At 70.6% G+C, this 20492-nt stretch carries 14 protein-coding genes; 7 read left to right on the top strand and 7 right to left on the bottom strand.

The window, feature by feature from the left end; translation table 11 throughout:
* Window positions 1–141 precede the first annotated feature (141 nt).
* Window positions 142–1569: an NAD-dependent succinate-semialdehyde dehydrogenase gene (locus tag J5X75_RS32755; RefSeq protein WP_208471489.1), complete on the bottom strand. Its 1428-nt coding sequence runs from the start codon at window positions 1567–1569 to the stop codon at window positions 142–144.
* Window positions 1570–1656: 87 nt separating this feature from the next.
* Between J5X75_RS32755 and J5X75_RS32750 the strand changes: the two genes are divergently transcribed.
* The gene (locus tag J5X75_RS32750; protein WP_208471488.1) at window positions 1657–1812 is read left to right on the top strand and encodes a hypothetical protein; all 156 of its coding nucleotides are present in this window, start codon (window positions 1657–1659) and stop codon (window positions 1810–1812) included.
* A 35-nt stretch (window positions 1813–1847) separates the two neighbouring features.
* Complete coding sequence (locus tag J5X75_RS32745; protein ID WP_208471487.1) at window positions 1848–2594, top strand: hypothetical protein; 747 nt, start codon at window positions 1848–1850, stop codon at window positions 2592–2594.
* Window positions 2595–2600: 6 nt separating this feature from the next.
* Here the strand turns inward: J5X75_RS32745 and J5X75_RS32740 are convergent, their stop codons facing one another.
* Complete coding sequence (locus J5X75_RS32740) at window positions 2601–3056, bottom strand: NUDIX domain-containing protein (RefSeq protein WP_208471486.1); 456 nt, start codon at window positions 3054–3056, stop codon at window positions 2601–2603.
* A 23-nt stretch (window positions 3057–3079) separates the two neighbouring features.
* On the opposite strand from J5X75_RS32740, the gene J5X75_RS32735 reads away from it, so the two are divergent.
* The gene (locus tag J5X75_RS32735; RefSeq protein WP_208471485.1) at window positions 3080–3709 is read left to right on the top strand and encodes an L-threonylcarbamoyladenylate synthase; all 630 of its coding nucleotides are present in this window, start codon (window positions 3080–3082) and stop codon (window positions 3707–3709) included.
* On the opposite strand, the gene J5X75_RS32730 is transcribed toward J5X75_RS32735, so the two are convergent.
* From J5X75_RS32730 to J5X75_RS32710, 5 genes are all read right to left on the bottom strand, one after another.
* Window positions 3693–6431, bottom strand: a complete 2739-nt coding sequence (locus tag J5X75_RS32730) for an AfsR/SARP family transcriptional regulator (RefSeq protein ID WP_208471484.1) — start codon at window positions 6429–6431, stop codon at window positions 3693–3695. The two genes, J5X75_RS32735 and J5X75_RS32730, sit on opposite strands and share 17 nt — an antisense overlap.
* A 201-nt stretch (window positions 6432–6632) precedes the next feature.
* The gene (locus tag J5X75_RS32725; RefSeq protein ID WP_208471483.1) at window positions 6633–7886 is read right to left on the bottom strand and encodes an SGNH/GDSL hydrolase family protein; all 1254 of its coding nucleotides are present in this window, start codon (window positions 7884–7886) and stop codon (window positions 6633–6635) included.
* A 190-nt stretch (window positions 7887–8076) separates the two neighbouring features.
* Window positions 8077–9186: a lytic polysaccharide monooxygenase auxiliary activity family 9 protein gene (locus J5X75_RS32720; RefSeq protein ID WP_208471482.1), complete on the bottom strand. Its 1110-nt coding sequence runs from the start codon at window positions 9184–9186 to the stop codon at window positions 8077–8079.
* Between the two features lie 2 nt (window positions 9187–9188).
* Entirely contained in the window at window positions 9189–12107 is a 2919-nt protein-coding gene (locus J5X75_RS32715) for a glycoside hydrolase family 48 protein (RefSeq protein ID WP_307798402.1), read from the bottom strand.
* Window positions 12108–12166: 59 nt separating this feature from the next.
* Window positions 12167–14842 (bottom strand): cellulose binding domain-containing protein, encoded by a 2676-nt coding sequence (locus J5X75_RS32710; protein WP_208471481.1) that lies wholly within the window; start codon window positions 14840–14842, stop codon window positions 12167–12169.
* Window positions 14843–15164: 322 nt separating this feature from the next.
* Between J5X75_RS32710 and J5X75_RS32705 the strand changes: the two genes are divergently transcribed.
* The 4 genes from J5X75_RS32705 (at window position 15165) to J5X75_RS32690 (ending at window position 20262) form a co-directional block, all read left to right on the top strand.
* Window positions 15165–16529, top strand: a complete 1365-nt coding sequence (locus J5X75_RS32705) for a UDP-glucose dehydrogenase family protein (protein ID WP_208471480.1) — start codon at window positions 15165–15167, stop codon at window positions 16527–16529.
* Between the two features lie 357 nt (window positions 16530–16886).
* Window positions 16887–18254, top strand: a complete 1368-nt coding sequence (locus tag J5X75_RS32700; protein ID WP_208471479.1) for an ABC transporter substrate-binding protein — start codon at window positions 16887–16889, stop codon at window positions 18252–18254.
* Between the two features lie 116 nt (window positions 18255–18370).
* Complete coding sequence (locus J5X75_RS32695; protein WP_208471478.1) at window positions 18371–19348, top strand: carbohydrate ABC transporter permease; 978 nt, start codon at window positions 18371–18373, stop codon at window positions 19346–19348.
* Window positions 19348–20262, top strand: coding sequence for a carbohydrate ABC transporter permease (locus tag J5X75_RS32690; protein ID WP_208471477.1), 915 nt, complete (start codon window positions 19348–19350; stop codon window positions 20260–20262). Before J5X75_RS32695 ends, J5X75_RS32690 begins: the two co-directional genes overlap by 1 nt.
* Window positions 20263–20492: the final 230 nt, after the last annotated feature.

Raw genomic sequence — 20492 nt, 5'->3', positions numbered from 1 at the left:
TGCACGCCGACTGCCAACAATCACTGCCCGTGATGGGGTCATCCCTCCTCGGTACTGGCCGTTAGGTCCCTCGATGATTGGCCGTTCGGGCCCACCGGACAGCCGGCCGAGCGAGGCCCGGTGGGACGGTCGAACGGCCGGTCACCAGTTGACGGCGATGTACTTCGATTCGAGGTACTCGAGCAGACCCTCGTGGCCGCCCTCCCGGCCGATACCGCTCTGCTTCACCCCGCCGAACGGCGCGGCCGGGTCACTGACCAGGCCCCGGTTGATGCCCACCATGCCGGCCTCGATCGCCTCGCTCACCCGCAGGCCGCGCGCCAGGTCTCCGGTGTATACGTACGCGACCAGGCCGTACTCGGTGTCGTTGGCCAGCCGGACCGCCTCCTCCTCGCCGGTGAACGTGACGATCGGCGCGACCGGCCCGAAGATCTCCTCCCGCAGGATCGGCGCGTCCGCGGCCACGCCGGACAGCACCGTCGGCGGGTAGTAGAAGCCCGGACCGGCCGGCCGGCTGCCCCCGGTGACCGCCGCCGCGCCACCCTCCAGGGCGCCCCGGACCAGGCTGTCCACCTTGGCCACGGTGTCCTCGTTGACCAGCGGGCCGACCTGCGTCTTCTCGTCCGTGCCGGGGCCGACCACCAGCTCCGACATGCGCTGCGCCAGCCGCCGGGCGAACTCGCCGGCCACCGGGGCCTCGACGAAGAACCGGTTCGCCGCGGTGCACGCCTCCCCGCCGTTGCGCATCTTCGCGATCATCGCGCCCTCGATCGCGGCGTCCAGATCGGCGTCGGCGAACACCACGAACGGGGCGTTGCCGCCCAGCTCCATCGACGTGTTCACGACGTTCTCCGCGGCCTGGGCCAGCAGGATCCGGCCGACCTCGGTGGAACCGGTGAACGACAGCTTGCGCACCCGGGAGTCACGCAGCATGGCCGACACCACCCGGCCCGAACTACGCGACGGCAGCACGTTCACCACACCGTCCGGCACGCCGGCCTCGGCCAGGATCGCGGCCATGGCCAGGGCGGTGAGCGGCGTGTCGCTGGCCGGCTTGAGGATCACCGTGCAGCCGGCGGCCAGCGCCGGGCCGATCTTGCGGGTGGCCATCGCGGCCGGGAAGTTCCACGGCGTCACCAGCACACACACGCCGACCGGCTGGCGTACCACCAGGATCCGGTTGGCGCCGGACGGTGCCGTCGCGATCGCGCCGTCGCCCCGCACCGCCTCCTCGGCGAACCAGCGGAAGAACTCGGCGGCGTACGTCACCTCGCCCTTCGCGTCGGTGAGCGCCTTGCCGTTCTCCAGGCTGATCAGCTTCGCCAGGTCGGCGGCCCGTTCGGTGATCAGCTCGAAGGCCCGGCGCAGCACCTCCGACCGGACCCGCGGCGGGGTCGCGGCCCACCCCGGCCCGGCCGCGGCGGCCGCCTCCACCGCGGCGATCGCATCCGCCTCCCCGCCGTCGGCGACCGACGCAATGGTGTCGCCGGTCGCCGGGTCGAGCACGTCGAACCGGTTGCCCGAGGACGCGGGCACCCACTTCCCGGCGATGAACAGGTCGGTCTCCACGGGGACTCCTCACACTCACGGTGGTTACGTGCTCAGCATCGTCCGCTCGCACGTGTCGCGCCACGCGAAGCTGGGCACACTGGAGACATGCCCACCATCACGCAGCGCATCCAAGCGTTTCTGAACAGCCCGCGCGGCCGGCAGATCGTCGACCGGGGCCGCCGTGAACTGGCCAAGCCGGAGAACCAGGCCCGCCTCCGCAACCTGCTGACCCGCCTGCAGAGCCGAAGCCACCGTCGCTGACCCCACGAGGCGGTCCGGCCGGTAGGGTCCCGATCATGGCGGCTCTCATCGACGTACCCGCGTTCCGTGACTCGATCCCCTCCGGCATCATCGCGGTCGCCGACCGCCTGGCCGCCACCGGCGCCGTCGGCGATCTGACGTCCGTCGGCGGCGGCGCGCAGGCCGAGGTGACCGACGACGGCGTCGTGTTCCTGGCCTGGGTGGGTGTCGTCGACCGGGCGTTCACCGGCGAGTGCGACTGCGACGGCCCGGCCGACGACGACGGTTTCTGCGCCCACGCCGTCGCCGTGGCGCTGACCTCCTTCGACGCCGACGTGCGGTTCGCCGCCGAGGCCGACCCGTACGCCGAGGAGCCGGACCACGTCGTCTACCAGCGGGCCGTCCGGACGCTCGACCCCGCCCGGCTGGCCGCGCTGGTGGTCGAGCACGCGACACGGGACCGGCTGTTCGCGGCCCGGCTGCTGAGCGCGGCGGGCCTGCTCGAGCACCGTTCCGCGGTCGAGGTGTACGAGGCCGTCCTCGAGGAGGTCGCGGCCGTGACCACCGGCTCCCGCTGGGAGATCGCCGACGTGGAGGACGCGGGCCGCCGCCTGATCGCCGAGACCGAGATCCTGTGCGCCGGGCCGGCCGGTACGGAGGCGGTGGAGCTGGTCGAGGAGGCCATCGAGATCTGGGACGGGCTCGCCGGGCATCTGGTCGACGCCTTCGACGTACGCCGTCTCGATCCGGAGGACGTCACCGACGCGCTGGCGGAGGCCCGCCGCGACCTGCTGGACCGCTGAGGCCGGTCAGGCCGGGGTGGCGCGCAGCCGCTCGATCACGGTGGGCAGGGTCGGCGGTTCCAGGCGGCCGGGCAGCGTGTGCAGGTCGGCGGGGTGGACCCACCGGTGTCCCTGGAGTTCGCTCTGCTCGTACGAAAGCAGGTTGTCCCTGGTCACGGACGGCCGTGAGGTGCCGAAGAAGGCCGCGAAGAACTGCTCCGGGCCCACGAAGTGGGTCCCCTTCCACCAGGTGTCGCGCGGCACGTCGATGCACCGCTCCCGGACCGCGGACGGGTCGAGCCCGGTCTCCTCGGCCAGTTCGCGCCGGGCGGCCCGCAGCGGTGTCTCGCCCGGGTCGATGCCGCCGCCGGGCGGCTCCCAGAGCCGGTCGCCGGTCACCGGGTCCTCCCAATACAGGAGCAGGACGCGCCCGTCGGCGTCGAAACAGATCACTCGTGCCGCCGGACGGTGAACGCTCGCCATGACCGCAGCCTAAGCTGCGACGAGTGGCCAAGTACTTCGACGTGCACCCGGAGAATCCGCAGCAGCGGAGCATCCACCAGATCGCCGACCTGATCCGCGGCGACGCTCTGATCGCCTATCCGACGGACTCGTGCTTCGCACTGGGCTGCCGGTTGGGCAGCAAGGATGCGCTGGACCGGATCCGGGCGATCCGTCATCTCGACGATCGGCACCATTTCACCCTGATGTGTCATGACTTCGCCCAGCTGGGCCAATTCGTGACGATCAACAACGCGCTGTTCCGGGCGGTGAAGGCGTCGACCCCGGGGCCGTTCACCTTCATCCTCCCGGCCACCAAGGAGGTTCCGCGGCGTCTGCTGCACCCCAAAAAGAAGACCGTGGGGGTACGGATCACCAGTCACGTGACGGCGCAGGCGATCCTGGCCGAACTGGGCGAGCCGCTGGTCTCCAGCACCCTGCTGCTGCCCGGCGAGACCGAGCCGATGACACAGGGCTGGCAGATCAAGGAGGAGCTGGACCACGCCCTGGACGCGGTGGTCGACTCCGGCGACTGCAGCACCGAGCCGACCACGGTGATCGACCTGTCCGAGGGCGCCCCGGAGATCCTGCGGGTGGGCGCCGGGGATCCGTACCGGTTCACGAGCGAAGTTTGACCCGCAGCCCGGCCGCGCCCGGGTGGTCGAGCTTCTCCAGCAGGGCGAGGGCCTTCCGCCACTGACCGGCGGCGGCCGGGGCGTCGCCGACCCCGGCGTACGCGTCGCCGAGATGCTCGCGGATCTCCGCCTCGTTGAGCAGGTCCCCGGCCGCCCGGTAGAGGTCGAGCGCGGTCCGGTAGGCGGCCAGCGCCCGATCGTGGTCACCGAGGTGGTGGTGCGCCCAGCCGATGCTGTCCCAGGCGGCCGCCTCGCCGTACCGGTCGCCCAGCTCCTGCTGCAACGCCAGCGCCGCCCGGCAGTGCCGCAGGGTCAGGTCGTGGTGGCCGAGCCGGCCCAGGTACCAGCCGAGCGCGTTGAGCGCCCGCGCCTCCCCGACCCGGTGCCCGGCCGCCCGGTAGAGGTCCAGGGCCTGGTTGGTCAGCCGCAGGCAGTCGTCGTCGCGGCCCTGCTGCTCGCGCATCCAGCTGATGCTGAACAGGGTGTGCGCCCGGCCCACCGGGTCGCCGGCCGCCTGGTAGAGCCGGTCCGCCTCGGCGTAGTGCGGCTCGGCCTCGTCGTACCGCCCCAGCTGGACGTAGCCGCGGGCCAGCACCCGCTGGGCGAGTGCCTCGGCCCGGACCTCGCCGCGCCGGTGGGCGGCCGCCACGGCGATCCGCTCGGCGGTGATCCAGTCGTCCCAGTGGCCCTGCCGGTCCAGGAAGTCGATCACCACCCAGGGCAGCTGCCAGCCGTAGTCGCCGAGCTCGGCGGCGGTGCGGATGGCGGCCATCAGCCCGGCGTGCTCGACCGCGAACCAGGCCAGCGCGGCGGACTCGCCGTCGATCGGCTCGGGTCGCACGCCCGCCTCCGGCGCGGCGAGCCGCAGCGGTTCCCGCTGGGAGTCCAGGGCCAGCGCGGCCGCGTGGCCGGTGTGCAGGTGGTGGTCCAGCAGGCGGCGCAGCGCCGGGCCGCGTTCCGCACGGCCGAGAAGATCCGAGGCGTACGCGCGCAGCAGGTCGTGCATCACGTACCGCCCCGGCCGGTGCTCGCGGATCAGGCTGGCCTCGGCCAGCTCGGCGAGCGCGGCGCCGGCGTCCACGGTGCCGGCCAGCGAGTGCGCGGCGGCCGCCGAGAGATCCGGCCCGGGGTTGGCGCCGAGCAGCCGGAACACCCGGGCCGCGGCCGGGCTCAGCGCCCGGTAGGACCAGGAGAAGACGGTCCGCGGGTCGGTCTCGTCGTCGGCGGGTCCCAGCCCGTCCAGCCGGGAGCCGGCGATCTCGGCGGCCAGCTCCCCGAGCGGCTGCCCGGCCCGCATGGCCGCCCGGGCGGCGACGGTGACCAGGGCCAGCGGCAGCCCGGCGGTGGCCGTGACCAGGGTGGCCACGGTGCACGGCTCGGCGGCGAGCCGGCCCGCCCCGAGCCGCCCGGCCAGCAGCTCCCCGGCCGCACCGGGGTCGAGGGCGTCCAGCGGCACCGGGCAGGCGCCGTGCGAGGCGACCAGCCCGGCGAGCCGGTCCCGGCTGGTGACCAGCACGGCGCAGTCGCCGGCGCCGGGCAACAGCGGGCGGACGTGGCCGGCGTCCCGGGCGTTGTCGAGGACCAGCAGCACCCGGCGCCCGGCCAGCATGCTGCGCAACAGTCCGGTACGGGCGTCCAGCCCGGCCGGCACCGGCCGGTCCGGGGCGAGCGCGACGAGCAGGTTGCGGGCCGCCTCCTCGGGGCTCATCACCCCACCGCGGTCGAAGCCGCGCAGGTTGAGATAGAGCTGGCCGTCCGGGAACCGGTGCCGGGCCCGGTGGCCCCAGTGCACGGCGAGCGCGGACTTACCGACGCCGGGCGGCCCGGTGACCGCGGCGATCCGCGGGCCGCCGCCCAGCGCGTGGTCGAGTTCGCCGAGTTCGGCGCGGCGGCCGGTGAACGCGATGGCGTCGGCGGGCAGCTGGGCCGGCGTGCCGGGGCGGAACCGGGCGGCGGTGGCGGCACGGCCGGGCGCCTCGCCCCGCAGGATGCGGGTGTGCAGGCCGGTCAGGTCGGGCCCGGGCTCACTGCCCAGCTCCTCGGCGATGGCGTCCCGGGTCCGGGCGAACGCCTCCAGCGCCTGCGCCGGGCGCCCGGCCGCGACCAGCGCCTCCATCAGCACCGCGGCCAGGCTCTCCACGGTGGGATGCTCGGCGGAGTGCGGGCCGATGCGTTCGGCCACCTCCTCGGCGCGGCCCAGGCGCAGCCCGGCCCGGCCCAGGCGGGCGATGATGTCGAGACGTTCCCGGGCCAGGGCGTAGCGGACCCGGGCGGCCCAGACGCCGGGCACCCCGGCGAGAGCCTCCGGTCCCCAGTCGTCGAGGGCGGTGAGCATCAGCCGGGCGGCCTGCCGGTGGTCGCCGGCCTCCTCGGCGACCCGGGCCTCGAACACCTGGCGGCGGGCCAGGTGCAGGTCCACCTCTTCGGGCTCGCAGTCGATCAGGTAGCCGCCGGCCGTCCAGCGGATCGCCCCGGCGCCCGGCACCTGGTCGAGGACGCGGCGCAGGCGGGTGGCGTACGGGGCCAGCGGGGTGACCGAGCGCGGCGGGGTCTCCCCCCAGACCCGGTCGACCAGGGTCCCGGCCGGCACCACCTGGCGCGGGGTCATCAGCAGGGAGGCGAGCAGGCAGCGCTGTTTGCCCGGGCCGAGGTCGACGGGCTCCGCCCCGGGGCCGGCCTTCTCGTCGTGCAGGCGCATCGGCCCCAGCAACCGCCAGCGCATCCTGTTGTGTCCCCCGTGCAGCTTCCCCCGTCAGAGCCTCAAACGATTGCCCAAGTGCAAGGATTTTGCAAACGGTTCCCGGCACCATGGTGCGGCGCCCACGGGTACCACGGGGGGCCGTGGGCGCCTGGATCGTCCATGGGGGGCGACACCGGGGGCGGCCCACTGGTTTGGGCCGTCCCCGGTCCACATTCCGGCCGGTCAGTTGCCGAGCAGGTGCAGGGGCACGGCCGCGGCCAGCGCCGCGGTGCCCTCGTCGTTGGGGTGCAGCCCGTCCCCGGAGTCGTAGCGGGGGTTCAGGCGCCACGGATCGGCCGGGTCACGCAGCGCCGCGTCGAAGTCGATCACCCCGTCGTACTCGCCACCGCCCCGGATCCACGCGTTGAGCTCGGAACGGAGCCGCTGGTTGGCGGCCGTGTCGAAGCGCGCCGAAGCGCCGGCGAACGGCAGCAGCGTGCCGCCGATCACCCGCAGTCCGGCCGCGTGGGACCGCAGGATGACTTCCCGGTACCCGGCGATCATCTCGCCGGCGGTCCGGGCCGGCTTGTTGGCCAGGTCGTTCACACCGACCAGGAGGATCACGTGGCTCACGCCCGGGTGGGTGAGCACGTCACGGTCGAAACGGCGGACCGTGGCCGCGCCGATGTACGCCTTCTCGTCCGCGCTGCCGGTCGGGTCCTCGTAGCCGAACAGCAGCCGGTTGCCGCTGAGACCGGCGTTGAGCACCCCACGGGGCAGCCCCTCGACGCGCAGCCGTGCGGCCAGCAGGTCGGGCCAGCGGTGGTTGGCGTTGTCGGTGGTCTCGGTGCCGCAGGTGATCGAGTCACCGAGGGCGACGATCGCGGACGCGGCCCGGACCGCGCGGACGCTCAGGCCGGTCACCCACAGGTACCGGGTGATGGTCTTGCCGCGGCCCGGATCGGGCTGCCCGGTGGCGTCGCCGGCGACGATCAGGTTCTCCTGCTTCGAGCGGGGGCTGATCGTGCCGGCCCGGACGCGGTCCGGCAGGTAGAGGCTGACCACCAGGTCGGCGCCGGCTCCGACGACGAGGTCGGCGGGGTCGCTGACCTGCACCTGTCCGGGCGTGAGGACGGTGGTCGGCGAGCCGTTGAAGGTGAGCGGCCGGTCGCTGCCCGGGACGGTGGCGCTGGACTCCGGGCCACCGGCGCGCACCCCGATCCGGGCGGCGCCGACGCGTACCGGTTCGGCGCCGTACTCGTTCGACAGGGTGAGCTGCGGGAGGTCGCCGCCGAGGCTGGTGTGCAGGACCTGCCGTACAGTCTGGTTGTCGAGGGTGAGTATCTTGTCCGCCGGAACCGCCGTCGGCGACGCGGCCCAGGTGCCGACGCGCGGGGGTTCCCGTTCCGGGGCGGCCCGCTGCCCGGCGGCGCCGGGCGTGGCCACGACGAGCGTCGCGCCACCACCGGCCAGCAGCAGGCCGCGGCGCGTGAGCACGCGACCGACCGCGGGCCGGGCGGCTGGGCCCGGTGGGTCTTCTTGACCCGATCGATCTAAAAGAGTGCTTTTCATCGTTATGCGGGTAACGTACGGATATCGTGTGCGGCTCGTCAAGCTGCCTCCCGGTGTCCGGCGCCCCCGGCGGCGCGACCTCCATCACACTGCCGGGGGAACCGTCACCGGGGCGTCACCCCGTGGTGCAGGTCAGGTTCTGCAACTGTGTCGCGGCTGTGCCGGACGCCAGGAATCCGAAGGTGACGGAACCGTTGGCCGGGACGCTCGCGTTCCAGCTCTCGTTGGTCACCGACACCAGAGATCCGCTGGCGGTGGCCTTCCCGCTCCACACCTGCGCGACCTTCTGATCGCCCGGGAACGTCCAGGAGACGTTCCAGCCGTTCACCGCCGACGTGCCGGCGTGCACCATGATCTGGCCCTGGAAGCCACCGCTCCACGCCGAGACCACGTTGTACATGCCGGAGCAGCCGCCGGTTCCGCCCGGGTTGCTCGGCGACACCGAGGCGCTCGGCGACACCGGCACGCTGGGCGAGGGCGAGGTGGGCGTGCTCGGGGACGGGCTGGTGGTGCCCCCGCCGCCGATCCCGGTGACCTCGCCGTTGCCGCCGTCGAAGACCACGTCCGAACAGCCGTAGAAGGTCTCCGTGCTGTCCGAGCGCGACCACACCGAGTAGATCAGGTGCTTGCCGGTCTTGCCGGCCGGCAGCTTGCCGGTCCAGTAGTAGTGCCCGTCGTCGGTGCCCGGCCCGCCGTTGGCCGGCGGGTTGGTCACCTGGTCGAACGGCGTCGGCTCGAGGTCGCTCCAGGCGAGCGGCTTGGTCGGGTCGTAGCCGTCCTTGGTGATGTACAGGTAGAAGGTGCCGGGGTGCTTGGCCCAGTCGTTGTACTTGAACTGCATGGTCGCCCCGGCCGTCAGGTGCGTCGTCGGCCAGTCGGTGCGGGCCAGGTTGAACCCGGTGAAGTTGTAGGGCCCACCGGTCCCGCCACTGCACAGCTGACCGTCCGGGATGAAGCCGCTGACCCGCCCGGCGCCGTCCGACCGGAGCACGGCGAACCAGTTGTACAGCGAGGTGACCCCGCTCTGGGCCACCGCCGCCGCGCAGGCCGCGTTCTTCGGCTCGATCGCGCCGGTCTGCGGGTTACGGCCGTCCTGGTAGCAGAACCAGGTCCGGCTGCCGGGCACCTGGATGGCGCCGTGGGCCTGGGCCGGGCTGCTGGGCAGGGCCAGGATCCCGGCCGCGGCGGCGAACAGGGCCACCGCGGCCATACGAAGGTTTCTCATCGTCACCCCTGGGGGAAGAGGCGGGCGTACTCGGCGTAGCCGGTGGCCACGTCGACCTGCGCCCAGAACCGGTGGTAGTTGAAGGTCGGCGCGGCGCCGCCCTTCAGGTACGCGTCGACCTTCGGGAAGTCCGGGTCGTTGCGGTAGAAGCTGCGGATGTCCAGGAACGAGACGCCCGGCTGGATCACGTCGCCGTTCGGCATCTTGCCGCTCCAGCCCGGCGGGATGTAGATGCCCTGGCCGGTGGACGCGTTGTAGACGTCGTCCATCCGGTTGTAGTCGGCGCGGGTCTCGGTCACCGAGACGCCCTTGCCGTCCTTGTGCGTCCAGATCGCGTCGAGCAGGTTCTTCGCCGCCGTCTTGGCCGCCGTGTTCCCGGACTTGGCGGCGTAGAAGGTCAGCAGCTTCGCGAACGACCCGGCGACACCCAGGTCGGTGCCCTTGGTCTTGACCGTGACGTGCAGGTTGGTGTTGGCCGCCGGGCTCGACGGGTTCCACGTGGCCGGCGCGCCGGACCAGGTCAGGTCGGACGGGATCTCGAAGCTGGTGGGCGTGATGGTGGAGTTCGCCAGCGCCCAGGTGACCCACTTGTCGAGGACCGTCTTGGCCTTGGTGTCACCGGTCGTGTAGTAGTACTCGGCCAGCCGCTCCAGCGACCAGGTCTGCATGCCGAACCACTGGTTGGACGGCGGGTCGGCGTAGACCGGGGCCTCCACGTAGGCCAGGCCGTAGAAGGTCGGCGTGCCGGCCGGCCGGGCCGAGTAGTTGCCGTTCCAGCTGTTCGTCGCGCCGCCGGCGATCGCACCCTCGGACGACTGCAGCCACTGGTAGAACTCCAGCTGACGGGTCAGGCTGGCCTGCCAGTCGGCCTTCGCGGTCGGCGACTTCGGGTTGAAGGCGCTGACGTTGGACAGGATGTAGGCGGCCATCGGGTTCTGGTAGCCGAAGTGGCTGGTGCTCGACCCGATGCGCCACGCCCAGCCGGCGCTGGTGTCGTAGGCCCCGCCCCAGGCGTAGTACCACGACATCAGGTTGTTGGAGGCGTTCTTGCCGGTGCCCGCGGCACACGAGGTGGACGCGCACCCCGGCTGCTTGAAGTACTTGTCGTAGAACGAGTACCGCAGGTAGTCGCCCATCTTGGCGGCGTTCGCGACGGTCGTCGAGATCTGCGACTGCTTGCCCTGCTCGGTGGCCCACTGCAGGGCCCAGTAGGCGACCTGCACGGCACGGGCGTCGGCGTCCGGGGCGTTGGTGTACTTCCACTGCTTGGCGTAGGACGCGTCCTTGGTGAACAGGTCCAGGTAGCCGTTCGGGCCGCCGTGCTTGAACGTGTCGCAGGACGGCTGCGGCACGGTCTCGAAGGTCGACTCCTGCGGGCCACGCTGGAAGGTGTTGATGTACGCGACGCGGGTGGTGCCGTCACCGCAGTGCCCGAAGCCGTACGTGTTGTCGACGTCCAGCAGCCAGTGCATGCCGTAGATGTCGTCGGTGCCGTACGCGCTCTTCAGCTCGGCGGCCAGCGGGTCGGTGCCCACCGAGACGCCGCTGTCCAGCTGGGAGGGGTACTGCGACGGCAGCGGGTACTCGGCCGCGTACGTCGCCGGCTTGGAGGCGTTGTAGTTCGCGTTCGTCGGCTGGTCGGCGTGCGACGGGATGATGTACTTCTCCATCGTCGTCCAGGCGCTGTTGAACGGCGCCCAGTCGCCGGTGATCCGCGAGTTGGCGGCCTCCAGCCACAGCCAGTAGGAGAACGCCTCACTGGTGGTCTCGTGACCGTGGTCGGGCGCCTCGTCGATCAGCGTCTCGATCGAGTGGTAGGGCACGCCCTCCGGGCTGAAGTAGCCGTTCGCCGGGTTCTTCAGGTCGTTGTAGAGCTGCGTGAACCGGGTGTCCACGGAACCCGGCTCGGTGACCGTGACGCCCAGCTGGGCGGCCGTGTAGCCGGTCGAAGTGGCGGAGATCGTCGCGGTGGCCCCGACCGCCGCCGACGACGCGGCCGCGACCGTGACGGCCTGGCCGGTGCTCCAGTTCGACGGGGTGAAGGTGAGCGTCGCCGGGGTCACGGTGATCGCGGTGGACCCGGCGCTGCGGGCCACGGCCACCGTCACGTTCGCGGTCGGCGCCTTGCTCAGCGCGAGCTTGAACGAGCCACTCGCGCCGGGGTTGATCGCCAGGGAGGTGGCGTCGGCGACGATCGCCGGGGTGGTCGCCGCGTCCACGAAGACCGGCACGTCGGCGGTGTTGCTCTTGGTGCCGGCGTTGTCGTACGCGATCGCCTGGAGGTGGTAGGCCGCGGTCTGCGCCGGCACCCCGTCCCAGGTGTACGCGTACGGCGCGGTCGTGTCGGTGCCCAGCAGCAGGCCGTCGTGGTAGAACTCGACCTTGCTGATGGTCTGCCCACTGGCCGCCGTGGCGGTGGCCGCGATCGGGATGGACGCGGGCGCGGTGTAGCGGGTGTTGGCCGCCGGGCTGCTGATCGCCACGGTCGGCGCGTTCGCCGCCTGGTTGCAGGCGGTGCCGTTGAGGGTGAACGCGGTCGGCACCGGGTTGGCCGAGCCGAAGGTGCCGTTGAAGCCGGTGCTCACGGTGGCGTTGGTGCCCAGCGAGCCGTTCCAGGCGGCGTTGTTGACGGTGACGTGCTGGCCGGACTGGCTGTAGACGCCGCTCCAGCCCTGCACCGCCTTCTGCGCCGCGTCCGGGAAGTCGAACTCCAGCTTCCAGCTGCTCAGCGGGTCACCGGTGTTCTTGATCTGGATGTCGCCGGTGAAGCCGCCGGGCCACTGGCTCTGCACCTTGTACACGACGGTGCAGCCGGCCGCGGCATACGCCGGGGCACCGGCCGCGAGGACCGCTCCGGCGCCGAGAACGGCGACGCCGGAGAGGGCCAGCCTGCGTCGCAGGCGGGTTCTGAATGGACTCACGGGGGATGTTCCTCTCCGCCGGGTCCGGGCGGCCTGCTCGAGACCGCCCGGGATCCGGCCTACGGGGTGGTGGAACAGGTGATCGGGGACGGAACGGGGTTCGTGGTGCCGGTGTTGCCGCCGAGGAATCCGAACGTGGTGGACGCCCCGGACGTGAGGGTGCCGTTGTATCCGGCGTTCACGACGGTGACCGCGGCGCCGGACTGGGTGGCGGTGCCGCCCCAGCTCTGCGTGACGGTCTGCCCGGCCGTGTAGGTCCAGCCGACCCGCCACCCGGTGGTGGCGGCCGTGCCGTTGTTCTTGACGGTGACCTCGCCCTGGAAGCCGCCGCCCCACTGCCCGGTGACCTTGTAGGTGGCGGTGCACCCGGTGGAGGTGGAGGGCGAGACGGAGACCGAGGGTGAGACGGAGACCGAGGGGGACACGGAGACCGAGACCGACGGGGACGGCGACGCCGAGGACGCCGAGGTGGACGGGGTCGGCGAGGTCGGCCCGCCCTGCCGGTCGGCGTAGAGGATGCCGCGGCCGTTGGTGCCGAGGTAGACCCGGCCGTAGACGCGCGGGTCACCGGCCAGGGCGTCGCCGGCGTTGCCGTACTGGTGCTTGTCGTCGTTGATCCGGACCCAGTAGGCGCCGCTGTTGTCGGACCGGAACACGCCGTCCACGCCGTCGACCGTGCCGACCAGGTAGACCGCCGGGGCGGTGGCGCCCGGAGCGGCCTTGCCGAAGGCCACGTTGATCCCCTCCGACACGCCACCGCCGATCGTGGTGAACGTCTTCCCGGAGTCGGTGGAGCGCAGCAGCCCGGTCTTGCCGGCCACCCACACCTCACCGGCGGCGCCCGGCACGGCCCTCAGGTTGACCCGGCCCTCTCCTGGCATGGCGGCCGCCGAGGCGGTGAAGGTGGCGCCACCGTCGGTGGACGTGTAGAACCTGCCCGCGGCGTACCCGTAGAAGGTCTTGGGGTTGACGCGGTCGCTCTCGACCTTGGCCCCGGCCGGGATGCCGGTCGACGCGGTCCACGTGCTGCCCCGCGTGGTGGAGTAGTGCACGCCCACGCCGGCCGGGGACCAGACCACCGCGTTGGCGTCGGCGCCGACCGCGACGGTGCCGCCGCCGGTCACGCCGGACGGCTCCTGACCCTGGTACCAGTTCTTGCCGCCGTCGTTGGAGATCCCGATGTGCGGGGCGGCCGAGGCGTTGCCGACCCGGACGAAGAACTGCGGGTTGAGCTCGGCGAAGTCCAGGCCGGTGTTGCTGCCCAGCGCCGGGCTGTCGTGGAAGCTCGCCGGCACGGTGTCGAGGTCGGCGTGGTGGAAGCCGCCGACGTCGTAGAGGGCGCTGACCAGCGGCGCCCCGGTCGGCGGGCTGGCCAGGTCCTGGACCGCGGTCTCCTCGATGCCCTTGGCGAACGGTTTGATGGTGAAGGTGGTGTTGGCGTCCCAGTTGGTCAGCTGGGTGGTGCCGTAGAGGGTGGCGCCGGTGCCGTAGAGGAGCCGGTTCGAGTCGAACGGGTCGATCTCCAGGCTCTCGTTCATCCAGCCGAGCTTCGGGGTGGCCTCCGGGGGCTGCGGATTGCTGTTGAAGTCCAGCCACGGATTGGCCGAGATGTCCATGGTGTAGCGCTTCGTCTGGCTCGGGTAGCCGTTCCAGTCCCAGATCCGGGTCCAGGTGGCGCCGTAGTCGGTGGAGCGGAAGAAGATCGCGTCCGGCCACCAGGAGGTCTGGGTGGCGACCATCAGGGTGCCGGGCTTCTGCCGGTCGACGGTGAGCCCGGAGTAGCCGTAGTAACGGTCGGCCACCGGGGTCGGCGAGATGTCGGTCCAGACGCCGGTGGTGGTGTCCAGCCGGGCGACCTGGCCGGCCGTCCCGTCGTACGGGCCGCCGGTGTCACTGGTGGCGATGAACAGGTATCTGCCCTGCACCACGCCCTTGTGCGCGAGGTAGCCGGTGGGCTGCCCGGCGATCCGCGCCCAGGTGGCGCCGGAGTCGGTGGACCGGTAGACCGGGTTCTCCTTGTCGGCGACGCCGACGTAGACGCTGGTGGACGCCGGGTCGAAGGTGACCCAGCTCAGCCCCTGGTTCTGACTCAGGTAGCCGTTCGTGTCGGACGGGTCGGCCACATAGTTGCCGACGTTCGGGAAATTCGACACCTTCGCCCAGGTGGCCCCGTAGTCGGTGCTGCGCCAGAGCCCGTTTCCACCCTCGGCGGCGAAATAGACGTTCCGGTTGTTCCGCGGGTCCACGGCGAGGCGCTCGCCCATGCCGCGGCCGGGCATGTTGCCGCCCACCTTGAACGGCAGGGCGGTCCGCTGCCAGGTGCTTCCCTTGTCGGTGGAGCGCAGGATCGCGCCGTTGTTGGGGTCCCAGCTGTTGGTGTACATGCCGACGGCCGCGTAGACCCGGCCGGTGTCGACCGGGTCCGCGGCGATGCTGAGCACGCCGTTGTGTCCCCAGTCGTCCTGACCGACCCCGTCGAGCAGTGGTGTCCAGCTCTGGGTGGACGGGGTCCAGCGGTAGGCGCCGCCGATGTCGGTGCGCGCGTAGATGAGGTCCTTCTCGCCCGGGTTGAAGACGATGCCGGGGATGAATCCACCGCCGTCGATCCGGACGTTCTTCCAGGTGTAGGGCTCGGCGGGGGCGGCCGAGGCTATGTTCGGGCCAGACGCGACGGCGACCGCGGTAGCGGCCGTTACGAGGGCGGCGACGATCGCGCCGCCGGGGGACCTTCGCATGGGGGATGACCCTTCCATTGAAACACGTGAGTGGGAGCGCTCCCAGCAGCGTCGGTCTCCGTCATCTTCCTGTCAAGAGCCGGAAACTTTCCGCATCCTTCGCGGCACTCGGGGTTCAACTGCCGATGAGGAGGGAAGGCGGCACGAATGAAGGCCACATTCAGTGACAAAAAGTGAGCCAAAAGGCTGTGTATCATTCGGCCGGAACACGCAGGTCGGTGCCATCGGCGGCACCGGCCGGCCGGCTCCGACGAGAGGCCGGTGAGCCACGTCCCCGATACGTGGTGTAGCCGCGGGCCGGCATAGCGGTGGAGGAGATTGCATGAAGGTTTGCGTTGTCGGTACCGGCTATGTCGGCCTCACCACGGGCGTCAGCCTGGCCTTCCTCGGCCATGACGTCACCTGTGTCGACCTCGACCAGGCCAAGGTCGACATGCTGCGCGGTGGCAAGTGCCCGATCTACGAGCCCGGGATGGAGGATCTGCTCGCCGAGGCGGCGCAGAACCTCACGTTCACGACGTCGTACGACGAGGCGGTCCCCGGCGCGGACGTGGTCTTCGTCGCGGTGCAGACCCCGTCGGCCCCGGACGGCAGCCCGGACCTGCGTTACCTGCGCGGCGCGGCGGAGAGCGTGGCGCACGCTCTCGACCACGACTTCACCGTGGTGGTCAACAAGTCCACCGTTCCGATCGGCAGCGGCAACTGGGTGGACGCCATCCTGCGCGACTCGTTCGCCACCCGGGAGGACCGGCCGGAGGGCGTCGAGTTCGCGGTCGCGTCGAACCCGGAGTTCCTGCGTGAGGGCAACGCCATCGCCGACACGCTGTACCCGGACCGGATCGTCATCGGCTCGGACAACCCGCGCAGCCTCGAGGTGCTCAACCGCCTCTACCGGCCGATCATCAACCAGACGTTCACGCCGCCGACCTTCCTGCCCCGGCCGGAGGACGCCAACGCGGTCCCGCTGGTCTCCACCGACCTGGCCTCCGCCGAGCTGATCAAGTACGCGGCCAACGCGTTCCTGGCCCTCAAGATCAGCTACGCCAACGAGATCGGCCAGCTGGCCGCCAAGGTCGGCGCCGACATCACCGAGGTGGCCCGCGGCATGGGGCTGGACCAGCGGATCGGCTCCCGGTTCCTGCAGCCCGGCGTGGGCTGGGGCGGCTCCTGCTTCGGCAAGGACACCAAGGCCCTGATCGCCACCGCGTCCGAGTACAACCTCGAGATGCCGATCGTGAAGGCGGCCCGCGACGTCAACAGCCGGCAGCGGGCCATCGCCGTCGAGCGGCTCCAGGACGAGCTGCGCATCCTGAAGGGCCGCAAGATCGGCCTGCTCGGGCTGGCGTTCAAGCCGAACACCGACGACCTGCGCGACGCTCCGGCGCTGGACATCGCGAACTCGCTGCTGGCCCGGGGCGCCCGGGTGAAGCTGCACGACCCGGTGGCGTCCGAGCGGTTCCGCGCCGAGCAGCCGGAGCTGGCGCCGTACCTGAGCGCGACGATCGACGACCTGTTCGCCGACTGCGACGCGGTCGTGCTGGTCACCGAGTGGGCGCAGTACCTGGAGCTGGACTGGTCGAAGTTCGTCGGCCTGATGCGCAACCCGGTGGTCCTCGACGGCCGCCATGTCCTGGACCCGGAGCGGATGCGCCGGATCGGTTACCGGTACCTCGCGGTGGCCCGCTAGCACTTCGTCGTACTCGACCGCCGTGCCCCTCACCGAGGGGTGCGGCGGTTCCTTTTTGGGACTGTCGGCCCGTATCGCCAGAAGTAGGCTGTCTTGAACGTCAACAAAACCGACTCACCCGAGGTTTCATCCGGAAAAATCTGGATATACGACCCAGGAAATCCCGGGGGCCGGTAGGCTCTTCCGCCAATCTCCTTAACCGGTTAAGGTGCCGATGGGTCGCAGCGATATCGTTACCGACTCGATCGCCCGGAAATCATTGCGCAACTTGCTGGTTACCTCTTGACTGTTGGTCAAGAAGCGCTTCGGACGGCGGCGCCGCAAGGCGCCGGAGGCGCTATAGACATAGGGAGCGGTATGTTCGTTCAACGTGGGAGTTCGCGATCGCGGGTCGCGCTCGCCGGTGCCCTCAGCATGGGGCTGGTCTTCGGCCTGAGCGCCTGCGGCGACGGCGACGACGACTCCGGAGCCACCACCGGCGCGTCGGCGGCGGCCATCGACTGCTCGCCCTACACCGCGTTCGGTGACCTGAAGGGCAAGACGGTCACGATCTACACCGGCATCGTGACCCCGGAGGACACTCCGCACAAGGAGTCCTACAAGCCCTTCGAGCAGTGCACCGGCGTCACGGTGAAGTACGAGGGCGACAAGGCCTTCGAGACCCAGATCCTGGTCCGCGCCGAGGCCGGCAACCCGCCGGACATCGCTTATGTGCCGCAGCCGGGTCTGCTGCAGAACCTGGTGAAGACCGGCAAGGCCGTCGAGGCCCCGGCCGAGACCGCCGCCAACGTCGACAAGTTCTTCGGCCCCGACTGGAAGGCCTACGGCACGGTCGACGGCAAGTTCTACGCCGCGCCGCTGGGCGCCAACGTGAAGTCCCTGGTGTGGTATTCGCCGAAGGAGTTCGCGGACAAGGGCTACCAGGTCCCCACCACCCTCGACGAGCTCAAGCAGCTGAGCGACAAGATCGTCCAGGACGGCGGCAAGCCGTGGTGCGCGGGCATCGCGTCCGGTGAGGCGACCGGCTGGCCGCTCACCGACTGGATGGAGGACTTCATGCTCCGCCTCTCCGGGGCGGAGACCTACGACAAGTGGGTCAAGCACGAGATCCCCTTCAACGGCCCCGAGGCCACCGCGGCCCTGGACGCCGTGGGCGCCTACCTCAAGAACGACCAGTACGTGAACGGCGGCCTCGGCGACGTCAAGAGCATCGCCGGCACCACCTTCCAGGACGCGGGTCTGCCGATCCTCGAGGGCCAGTGCTCGCTGCACCGCCAGGCCAGCTTCTACGCCGCCAACTTCCCGGCCGGCACCAAGGTGGCCAAGGACGGCGACATCTACGCCTTCTACCTGCCGGGCAAGGACGCCACCACCAAGCCGGTCCTCGGCGGCGGTGAGTTCGTCCTGGCGTTCGCGGACCGTCCGGAGGTCAAGGCCTTCCAGACCTACCTGTCCAGCGACGTGTGGGCGAACACCAAGGCCAAGGTCTCCTCGGGCTGGGTCTCCGCCAACAAGGGTCTCGACCCGGCGAACCTGACCAACCCGATCGACCAGCTCTCGGCCGGCATCCTCCAGGACCCGAACGCGCAGTTCCGCTTCGACGGTTCGGACATGATGCCCGGTGCGGTCGGCGCCAACTCGTTCTGGAAGCAGACGACGGCCTGGATCACCGGTCAGGACACCAAGACCACGCTCGACAACATCGAGAACTCTTGGCCCAAGTGACGAACTGGTAATACCGGGGCCGGTCGGGGGTCATACCCGACCGGCCCTGGCAGTTCGCGTACTTCTGTTCTTCACTTAACCTCTCGCTTTGTACAAGCCAAGGAGGAACGGGCCGCGTGTTCACCACCGCCTCCACCACCTCAGACAAGATCCTGCAGATGTTCGCGGCGATCCTGTTGTTCGCCGCCGCCGTCGGCGTGATCCTGTTCGCAGCCAGCCGCGTGTCCGGTAAGCGCGACCGTGCGGTCGCCGCGCTCTATCTCCTCCCGACCGTGCTGATGCTCAGTGTCGGGCTGCTCTACCCCGGTGTCCGCACCATCTACCAGTCGTTCTTCGACGCCTCGCTGAGCAACTTCATCGGCGTGGACAACTACACGAAGATCTTCACCGACGCCGAGCAGCTCGTCGTGCTGCGCAACACGGCGTTCTGGGTGCTGGTCACCCCGTTCGCGGCGACCGGCATCGGCCTGCTCTACGCCATCCTGGTCGACAAGGCCCGGATGGAGTCGTTCGCCAAGGCGCTGATCTTCCTACCGATGTCGATCTCGTTCGTCGCGGCGTCGGTGATCTGGAAGTTCATGTACGAGTACCGGCCCGACCAGCGCAACGTCGAGCAGATCGGCCTGGTCAACCAGGTCATCGTCTGGCTCGGCGGCAAGCCGGTGCAGCTGCTGATCGAGTCGCCGCTGAACACCTTCCTGCTGATCGTGGTCATGATCTGGATTCAGGCCGGCTTCGCGATGACCGTGCTGTCGGCGGCCATCAAGGCGATCCCGGACGACATCATCGAAGCGGCCCGGCTCGACGGCGTCGGCCCGTGGGGCATGTTCCGGTTCGTCACGCTGCCCGCGATCCGCCCGGCGGTCGTGGTCGTGCTGACCACCATCGCGATCGGCACCCTGAAGGTCTTCGACATCGTCCAGACCATGACCGGTGGCCGGTTCGACACGAACGTGATCGCCAACGAGTTCTACAGCCAGAGCTTCCGCAGCAACGACAAGGGCCTCGGCTCGGCGCTCGCGGTGGTGCTGTTCGTCCTCGTGATCCCGATCGTCGTGTACAACATCCGCCAGCTTCGCCGTTCGGAGGCGTGATGACCACCGCAGCTCCCCTCACCACCACGCCGGTGTCGAAGTCGGAGACCAAGAAGCTGTCCGCCGCGGCGACCGCGAAGAACCGGCTCACCTCGCCGTGGGCGTCGCTCGCCGCGGTCGTGATCGCCGTGCTCTGGACGATCCCCACGTTCGGCCTGCTGATCTCCTCGTTCCGGCCGGAGATGGCGATCAAGCGGACCGGCTGGTGGACGTTCTTCTCCGACCCCGAAGTGACGCTCGACAACTACCGGGCCGTCTTCGACGACGGCGGCATCAACCTGGCCGACTTCTTCCTGAACTCGCTGGTCATCACCATTCCCTCGGTGGTGATCCCGCTGTGTCTGGCGTCGCTGGCCGCGTACGCGTTCGCCTGGATGAACTTCCCCGGCAAGAACGTCCTGTTCATCGCGATCTTCGCGTTGCAGATCGTCCCGCTCCAGGTCACCCTGGTGCCGCTGCTGCAGCTCTATGTGAAGGCCGAACTGAACAACACGTTCTGGACGCTGTGGCTGTCGCACTCCACGTTCGCGCTGCCGCTGGCGATCTACCTGCTGCACAACTTCATCAAAGAGGTCCCGGCCAGCCTCATCGAGGCGGCCCGCATCGACGGCGCGGGCCACGTGTCGATCTTCTTCAAGGTGCTGTTGCCGCTGCTCACGCCGGCCCTGGCCGCGTTCGGCATCTTCCAGTTCCTCTGGGTCTGGAACGACCTGCTGGTCTCGCTGACCTTCGCCGGCTCCCCGGAGATCTCCCCGATGACGGTGCAGCTGTCCAACCTGAGCGGCACCCGCGGCACGGCCTGGCACCTGCTCTCCGCCGGCGCCTTCGTGTCGATCGTCGTGCCGGTCACGGTGTTCCTCCTGCTCCAGCGCTACTTCGTCCGCGGCCTGCTCGCGGGCAGCGTCAAGGGCTGATCCCTCCGCAAGACCCCCGAAGGCCGCATTCTCCGCGCGAGGGTGCGGCCTTCAACCCTTTCCGGTACGGGGTGGAGCGCCCCCGACCACACCGATCGCCGTCCCGTAGCGCACCGCGACCACCTGCCGGGTCCGGCCCGCGACGCGCCGCCGGGCGGTGCTGCCACCCGGCGTCTTCCCGCCGGCGGCTTTTGCGGTGTTCCCACCAGTGGCGCAGCGCGGCTTCTCAC

It is taken from the genome of Actinoplanes flavus (genome assembly GCF_017592555.1).
GTDB lineage: Bacteria > Actinomycetota > Actinomycetes > Mycobacteriales > Micromonosporaceae > Actinoplanes > Actinoplanes flavus.
The sequence above is the reverse complement of the archived record's forward strand: the minus strand, read 5'-3'. Positions and strand labels throughout refer to the sequence as shown.